Source organism: Micromonospora sp. NPDC048830, assembly GCF_043198215.1.
Classification (GTDB): domain Bacteria; phylum Actinomycetota; class Actinomycetes; order Mycobacteriales; family Micromonosporaceae; genus Micromonospora.
The window spans coordinates 141,145-149,032 of the sequence record NZ_JBICUP010000014.1 but is presented as its reverse complement, the minus strand read 5'-3'; the positions used below and the strand labels follow the sequence as shown (position 1 = coordinate 149,032).

At 69.8% G+C, this 7,888-nt stretch carries 5 protein-coding genes; 4 read left to right on the top strand and 1 reads right to left on the bottom strand.

All coding sequences use genetic code 11. The annotated features are described in order from the left end of the window. The first annotated feature begins 145 nt into the window (after positions 1-145). Entirely contained in the window at positions 146-5,530 is a 5,385-nt protein-coding gene (locus tag ACGFIZ_RS15125; protein ID WP_393419526.1) for a hypothetical protein, read from the top strand. Positions 5,531-5,997: 467 nt separating this feature from the next. After that, complete coding sequence (locus ACGFIZ_RS15120; protein ID WP_393419524.1) at positions 5,998-6,210, top strand: hypothetical protein; 213 nt, start codon at positions 5,998-6,000, stop codon at positions 6,208-6,210. Between the two features lie 335 nt (positions 6,211-6,545). Here the strand turns inward: ACGFIZ_RS15120 and ACGFIZ_RS15115 are convergent, their stop codons facing one another. Continuing rightward, positions 6,546-6,770: a winged helix-turn-helix domain-containing protein gene (locus tag ACGFIZ_RS15115; RefSeq protein WP_393419522.1), complete on the bottom strand. Its 225-nt coding sequence runs from the start codon at positions 6,768-6,770 to the stop codon at positions 6,546-6,548. A 198-nt stretch (positions 6,771-6,968) separates the two neighbouring features. Between ACGFIZ_RS15115 and ACGFIZ_RS15110 the strand changes: the two genes are divergently transcribed. Both ACGFIZ_RS15110 and ACGFIZ_RS15105 read left to right on the top strand, forming a co-directional pair. Further along, complete coding sequence (locus tag ACGFIZ_RS15110) at positions 6,969-7,352, top strand: DivIVA domain-containing protein (RefSeq protein WP_393419520.1); 384 nt, start codon at positions 6,969-6,971, stop codon at positions 7,350-7,352. 208 nt (positions 7,353-7,560) lie between these two features. Next, complete coding sequence (locus ACGFIZ_RS15105) at positions 7,561-7,815, top strand: hypothetical protein (protein ID WP_393419518.1); 255 nt, start codon at positions 7,561-7,563, stop codon at positions 7,813-7,815. Positions 7,816-7,888 lie beyond the last annotated feature (73 nt).

Below are 7,888 nucleotides of genomic sequence, written 5' to 3'. Positions count from 1 at the left end.
GCAGGACTTCACCGCCGCTGGCGGTCACCACCGGTGGGCCGGCTCCACCTCAGACGGGCAGTCGCCCGATCCAACGGAAAGCGGCGACCCGTCTGGTCCTGGCCCGGCGTCTGCTACCCAGGCAGTGCGGGGAGGTCACGGTGGCGTGGCGGCGCGGTACGGGGTGACCGATTCGGGTCAGCCCCGGCAAGCATCGTTGCCGGCCCTTCCTCCGGGCATCCAGTGGGTGCGCGACCCGGATGGGGCTCGGACGCTGTTCGAGCAGCACGCCGGCCACATCGCCACCAGAACGCGGCAGCGGGAGGAGGACCTGCGGCAGTTGTGGAACGCCCTGATCGACCAAATGGACGACAAGGGGACCTTCACCATCAGCGAGTTGCGCCTCGCCGAGACGACAGGCACATGGCAGCCGACGGTGCATAACCGGATCGTGGCATTGCGCGACCGTCGTCTGCTGCGGCGGATCGAGGAAGCACAGGATGGCAGGGCGGCGCGGTACGGGGTGACCGATCCGGGTTCGCTCCGGCAAGCATTGCCGGCCCCTCCTGAGGGCTGCCAGTGGGTGCTCGACCCGGATGATGCCCGGACGCTGTTCGACCAGCATGCCGGCCGCATCGCCACCAAAACGCGGCAGCGGAAGGAGCTGCGGCGGTTGTGGAACGCCCTGATCAACGAAATGGACGACGGCGGGATAATCCCCGCCAGCATGCCAGCCCTCGCCGATACGACACGCACATCGAAGTCGACGGTGCATCGCCAGATCGTGACATTGCGCAACCATCGCCTGCTGTGGCGGGTCGGGGAAAGTCTCGGTGGCACGGCGCCGCAGTACGGGGTGACCGATCCGGGTCTGCAAGCACCGGTGCAGGGCCCTGCCCTCAGACCGGACCGCCCGCAGCGGCTCGCTCGGCGCGCAGGTCGGCCTCGGCGTCGCGGCGACCAGTCCAGCCAGTTCTCAGGGACGCAGTCGTTGCCGCCCGGACTGGGCGTACAGGATCCGGCATCTCAGTTGCCGATGTCCGGGTCGGTACCTGCGCACGGTGCGGCGTTGTCCACCGATCCCGGCCAGCCGCTCATCGACAATTGGGGGGCCGGCGAGGGCAGCGGGAACCTCGGCGACTGGGCGCAGGGGGACCCAGCCCTCGATCTGTTTAATCCGCTCCATTCGGCGGCGTGGGTCGGCCTGCCCACGGCCGTGGGCACGGAACCCGTCCCCGGGCCGCAACCGATGGATCCGTCCTTGCCGCAGGCCCTGCCCGGCCCGACATCATGGTCGCAGTCCCGCGGCGACCAGCCCAGCCAGTTCTCAGGGACGCAGTCGTTGCCGCCCGGACTGGGCGTACAGGATCCGGCATCTCAGTTGCCGATGTCCGGGTCGGTACCTGCGCACGATGCGGCGATGTCCACCGATCCCGGCCAGCCGCTCATCGACAATTGGGGGGCCGGCGAGGGCAGCGGGAACCTCGGCGACTGGGCGCAGGGGGACCCAGCCCTCGATCTGTTTAATCGGCTCCATTCGGCGGCGTGGGTCGGCCTGCCCACGGCCGTGGGCACGGAACCCGTCCCCGGGCCGCAACCGATGGATCCGTCCTTGCCGCAGGCCCTGCCCGGCCCGACATCATGGTCGCAGTCCCGCGGCGACCAGCCCAGCCAGTTCTCAGGGACGCAGTCGTTGCCGCCCGGACTGGGCGTACAGGATCCGGCATCTCAGTTGCCGATGTCCGGGTCGGTACCTGCCCCGCCGGCGGGCACGGGTCCGCCCGGGCTGCCCGGGCCGCCGGACGACCCGGACGCCTCCACCGCATCGTCCTGGCCGCCGGCGGGGCCGGCCGCGTTGTCCTGGCCGGCGGGGTGGGTGGGACCGGCGGGGCCGGTTCCCGGCAGTGGTGTGACCGACGGGCACGGTGCTGCGATGTCCACCGACTCCGGCCAGCAGCGCAATCAGGCCGGCGAGGGCAGCGGGAACCTCGGCGACGGGGCCACATACCAGGGGCTGGACATGGGCTGGGAACCATCCCCCGCACCCTCCCCAGCGGTGACCCGCACCGACGCCGGCACTCTTCACGCCGGCGACACCCTCCATCACCCGGCCGACGAGCCACCCACCCCCGCCCCACTCCACCCCGACCAACCCCAACCCACTGCGGGCCGCCAGGTGCGCGACCCGGATGGGGCCTGGACGCTGTTCTACCAGCACATCGGCCACATCACCACCACAACGCAGCACCAGGAGCAGCCGCTGCGGGAGTTGTGGAACGCCATGATCAACAGTATGGACGGCGACGGGTACATCACCGCCACCGAGCGAGCCCTTGCCGCGGCGACAGGCACACTGCAGCAGACGGTGCATGACCGGATCGTGGCATTGCGCGACCGTGATCTGCTGTGGCTGGACCGGGGAGGTCACGGTCGCAGGGTGGCGCGGTACAAGGTGACCGATCCGGGTCCGCCCCGGCAAGCATCGTTGCCGGCCCCTCCTGAGGGCAGACAGTGGGTGCTCGACCGGAATGATGCCCAGACGCTGTTCGACCAGCACGTCGGCCACAACGCCACCACAGCGCGGCAGCGGGAGCAGCTGCGGCAGTTGCGGCTGTTGTGGAAGGCCCTGATCAACAGGATGGACGGCGGCGGGCTCATCACCGTCAGCGAGTCAGCCCTCGCCGATGTGACAGGCGCAGCGCGGCGGACGGTGCGTGACCGGATCGTGGCATTGCGCAACCGTCGTCTGCTGTGGCTGGACCAGGAAAAACGCGGTGGCGTGGCGGGGTACAGGGTGACCGATCCGGGCCCGCCCCGGCAAGCACCGGTGCCGGGCCCTGCCGACCGCCCGCAGGGTAGTGAAGACCTGTCCTGGCTGTACGACGGGGATACGTCGCTGATGTCCGGGCCGGTACCTGACCCGTCGGCGGGCATGGGTCCGCCTGGGCTGCCCGAGCCGCCGGACGACCCGAACGCCCCCACCGCATCGTCCTGGCCGGCGGGGCCGGCCGCGTTGTTCTGGCCGGAGGGGTGGGCGGAACCGGCGGAGCCGGTTCCCGGCAGTGGTGTCACCGACGGGCACGGTGCTGCGATGTCCACCTACCAGGGGGGCCCAGCCGATCCGCTTGATCTGTTTGATCCGCTTGATCTGTTTGATCCGCTTGATCCGCTTGATCCGCTTGATCCGCTTGATTCGGAGTGGTTCGGCCTGCCCACGGCCGTGGGCACGGAACCCGTCCCCGGGCCGCAACCGATGGATCCGTCCCTGCCGCAGGCCCTGCCCGGCCCGACATCATGGCCGCAGTCCCGCGGCGACCAGTCCAGCCAGTTCTCAGGGCCGCGGTCGTTGCCGCCCGGACCGGGCGTACAGGATCCGGCATCTCAGTTGCCGATGTCCGGGCCGGTACCTGCGCACGGTGCGGCGATGTCCGCCGATCTCGGGCTCGCCGCTACCCACGGGCCGGCCGCGGAACGCATCCACAATCTCGCCAGCGGCGGCCACGGCCGTGCCACCGACGCTCAGCTGCGCCGGCTCGCCGCGGACATCGGTATCCAGGCGGCGTCGCCGGACGGGGTCCTGTCCCAGCTGTTCGAGGCAGCCAGGGATATCGCCATGGCGGAGACGTTCAGCGGCGTGTACTTCGCCGACCCGGCCGTGGCGGATCTGGACGCGGCGGCGGCGGACCGCACGGCGGCACAGGCGCTGCCGTGGGTGCAGGGATGGTTCACCATCGCCGGGCACCGGAACCTGGCCGAGCGGCTGGCCGACGATCCGGTGCGTCAGGCCCTGTTCCTGCGGATGCTCACCGCCTCGCCCGCCTGGCAACACGCTGTTGCGCAGGCGCAACAGCGGGGCGGCGACACACCCGACATCATGCTGGTCTGGTGCGACGCGGCATGGCAGGGACCGGGACAGGACACCTCCTTCGGTGAATGGCTGCGCACCCAACTGGGCGCCCGGCGGCTGATGTCGTCCACGCACGAGGTAGACCAGATACCCGGCGAGCTGCGGTCACACGCGGACGAGCCGGTGCGGTCCGTGTTGTTCTCGGACGGTTCGGTGGAGTTGTTCGGGCCGGATCTGGTGGAGGCGGTACGGACCGCGGACATCGTCGAGAACGGTCAGGAACCCGGGGTGAGCTGGCCGGTCCAGCAGGCCTTCACCGCCGGTGGCGGTCACCACCGGTGGGCCGGCTCCGCCTCAGACGGGCAGTCGCCCGATCCAACGGAAAGCGGCCCCGACCAACCCCAACCCCAACCCACTGCGGGCCTCCAGTGGGTGCGCGACCCGGTTGGGGCCTGGACGCTGTTCAACCAGCACATCGGCCACATCACCACCACAACGCAGCACCGGGAGCAGCCGCTGCGGGAGTTGTGGGACGCCCTGATCCGCCGTATGGACGGCGACGGGTACATCACCGCCAGCGAGTCAACCCTCGCCGCGGCGACAGGCACAGTGCAGTCGACGGTGAATCACCGGATCATAGTATTGCGCGACCATCGCCTGCTGGAGCTGGACCAGGGAACACGCGGTGGCGAGGCGAGGCGGTACAAGGTGACCGATCCGGGTCCGCCCCGGCAAGCATTGCCGGCCCCTCCTGAGGGCAGACAGTGGGTGCTCGACCGGAATAGGGCCCTGACGCTGTTCGAGCAGCACGTCGGCCACAACGCCACCGCATTGCGGCCGTTGTGGAACGCCCTGATCCGCGAGATGAACAACGAGGGGATCATCACCGCCAGCCAGTTCCCAGGGACGCAGTCGTTCCCGACCGGACTGGACGGACAGGATCCGGCATCTCAGTTGCCGATGTCCGGGCTGGTACCTGCCCCGCTGGCGGGCACGGATCTGCTCGGGCCGCCCGGGCGGCTGGACGACCCGAACGCCTCCACGGTGTCGTCCTGGCCGGAGGAGTGGGCGGGACCGGGGTGGCCGAATCCCGACATTGATGTGACCGCCCACGGTGCTGGGATGTCCACCGACCCCGGCCAGCTGCACATCGACAATCAGCCCGGCGGCGGCGGGATCCCCGGCGCCTGGGCCTGGCAGGTGGACCCAGCCCTCGATCTGTTTGATCCGCTTGATCTGCTCAATTCGGAGTGGGTCGGCCTGCCCACGGCCGCGGACACGGAACCCGTCCCCGGGCCGCGACCGATGGCTCCGCCCGGGCCGCAGGCCCCGCCCGACTCGTGGTCGCAGCCCAGCGGCAACCAGCCCAGCCAGTTCCCAGGGACGCAGTCGTTCCCGACCGGACTGGACGGACAGGATCCGGCATCTCAGTTGCCGATGTCCGGGCTGGTACCTGCCCCGCTGGCGGGCACGGATCTGCTCGGGCCGCCCGGGCGGCTGGACGACCCGAACGCCTCCACGGTGTCGTCCTGGCCGGAGGAGTGGGCGGGACCGGGGTGGCCGAATCCCGACATTGATGTGACCGCCCACGGTGCTGGGATGTCCACCGACCCCGCCCAGCTGCACATCGACAATCAGCCCGACGACGGCGGGATCCCCGGCGCCTGGGCCACCTGGCAGGGGCCGGACACGAGGTTTTCCTAACGCTCATGTCACCGGGGATCATTTAGTTGATCTTTAGGGCGCGGGGTCGAGCGTCTGGCCGGGCACGCAGCATTCGCCCCGGATGTCTGTCGGCAAAGGACCATTTGACGACGGCTACGGAACGGAGTCGATGGATCACTCCCGACCACGGGAATCCGACCCGCCGATCCAATGCAGGCCGATCCAAGTTGACGACAGCGTTTGATGACAGTTGGATCAGCGGTGTCGGCGGCGATCGGATGAACAGGACAGGCAATGGCGGAGCTGGTCTACACGCGGGTGTCCACCGACGAGCAGAGCACCCAGCGGTAGACCCGCCTGCTTGACGAGGCCGGGCTCACCGCCGAGGCCGGGGCGCGGATGTTCAGCGACCGGCCACCTCGTCCAAGATCCCGGCGCTGGAGCGTGCCGGGTTCCGGGAGCTGGCCGACATCACCGACCTGGCCGCCACCGACGCGACCACCACCATGCTCGTCAACATCGTCGTATCGGTCGGGCAGTTCCAGCGCGACCTACAGAACGAACTCACCCGTGACGGGCTGGCCGCAGCCTGGGCCGCCGGCAGCGTCTCCGGACGGCGCGCCCGGCACGTCGAGCTCGGCGTCACCGAGCAGATCCGTCAGGCATACCGCGACGGGTCGAGCATCGCCGCCCGCGACCACCGCGTCAGCTGGTGTTAATTAAACGGCGGCCGACCGGGTCCCGGTCGGCCGCCGTTTATCTCGTCGGGGGTGTCGGTTCGGTGCGCTGGTTCGAGGGTTCGGGTGCTGAAACCGTTGCTGGGGCGGTGGTGTAGGCCGTTCGGGGGCGTTTGCTGGGTCCGGCTCAGCCGTGTGTGGTCATCAGGCGGGGTTGAGGGCCCAGCCGTTGGGGGTGTGGGTGAGGTCGAGGGTGGCGAGTCGGGCGAGGTTGACCGCGGCGGCGAGGAGGGCCAAGTTGGCGGCGATGCGGTGGCGGCCGCCAGGGCAATCATTCAGGCAACACCTGCCGAAGTGACGCCTTGGTGGTCAGGCATCTACTGGTCGCTCTCCTTCACGTACACCCCGGCACCGGGCAGTGATTCGGTGAGTCCATTCATTTTCAAGATCAAAAATACGCGGTCAGCCACGAAACTGGAAACTTCGTACTCCGCGCAGAGTTCAGAGCGGCTGGGCAGCCTTGCCCCGGGCGGAAACTCTCCGGACTTGATCCGCCGGGTCATGTCGTCGGCAACGCGCTGGTAGGCGTACTGCGGTGGCACTGGTGGTTCCCCTCACGGTCGGCATCTCAAAGTGAACCACCCATGGACAGTCCTTGACTAGGAATGGCTAGCCATGGCAGGTTTGGAGGAGGTCCTCCCGGTCGGCAAACCAGCAGGACCTGGCGCAGGTCCGTCCCTGGGTTGCACCTTGGGGCGGGCCCGCCCTTCCTCCCGGCACGTGTCGAAAGGCAGATCCCTATGAGGCACCTCGTCGAGCGGCTGCTCGGTCGTCGTTCCGCCGTACCGGAACGAGCCGGCGGGACCGCGTACCGGTCCGCGTCGTGCGTACCCCTGCGTCCGGCCGACGTGCGGACTCGCCGGTTCGGCCGCACCCGCCTCGGCCGACGTGGTCTGGACCCCGAGGAGGTGCTGATCTTCCTCGACCGGGTCGCCGCCGAACTGGCCGACGCCCAGCGGGCGGCCGAGCGGGCCCGTGGGGAGACCCATCGGATCAAGGACGCGCTCCGCCGGTGGCAGTCCGAGCAGGCGCAGGCCCGTGACCTGCTGCGGAACGCGAACCAGCGCCCTGCCGGCTACCGGCCGGCTCACGCACCCGGACCAGCTCTGCTGCCGTACCGCTGATGGAAGCTGCGGTGGCAGGGCGGGGCGGGTCCGTCCGGAGCCGGCCGTGGGACGGCCCCGCCCCTTCCAGAGCAGCATGTCAACCGAGAGGCGGCACCTGGTGTACGGCACGAACGGCGGCCACCGTAGATCTTGGTATGAAACGGCCCCTCCAGGGGCCACTTTTTGCCAAGATCTATCCAGAGTGCCGGCGCGGCGGGCGACGGAGGTGAGCGGGCATCGCTATCTCGTCCAGTTGCCGGTCGTCGCCGACGACCTGGCCACCGCGGTACGGGTCGCCCGCGTCGTCGCCCGCTCGCTCAGCTTCCACAATCTCGTCGAGTGCGACGAGGCCACCGTCTCCGCCGCTGACCATCCAGGGGTACGGCAGCCTGCCTTCTGCCCGGGGCGCCTCGCCAACGGCCGGCGCTGCCTGCTCCGGCCCGATCATGACGGGCCCTGCACCCGGCGGCTGCCCCGCTGACCTGCTGCCCGGCCGGGGCGGGACCGAGACGGGGCGGGGCTGGGTGCCGAAAGGGGCCCCTTCCTGCGCAAGA

Coding starts and splice junctions, on each gene's coding strand:
- ACGFIZ_RS15120 (WP_393419524.1), top strand. CDS start 5,998: ATGCTCGTCAACATCGTCGTATCGGTCGGGCAGTTCCAGCGCGACCTA.
- ACGFIZ_RS15110 (WP_393419520.1), top strand. CDS start 6,969: ATGAGGCACCTCGTCGAGCGGCTGCTCGGTCGTCGTTCCGCCGTACCG.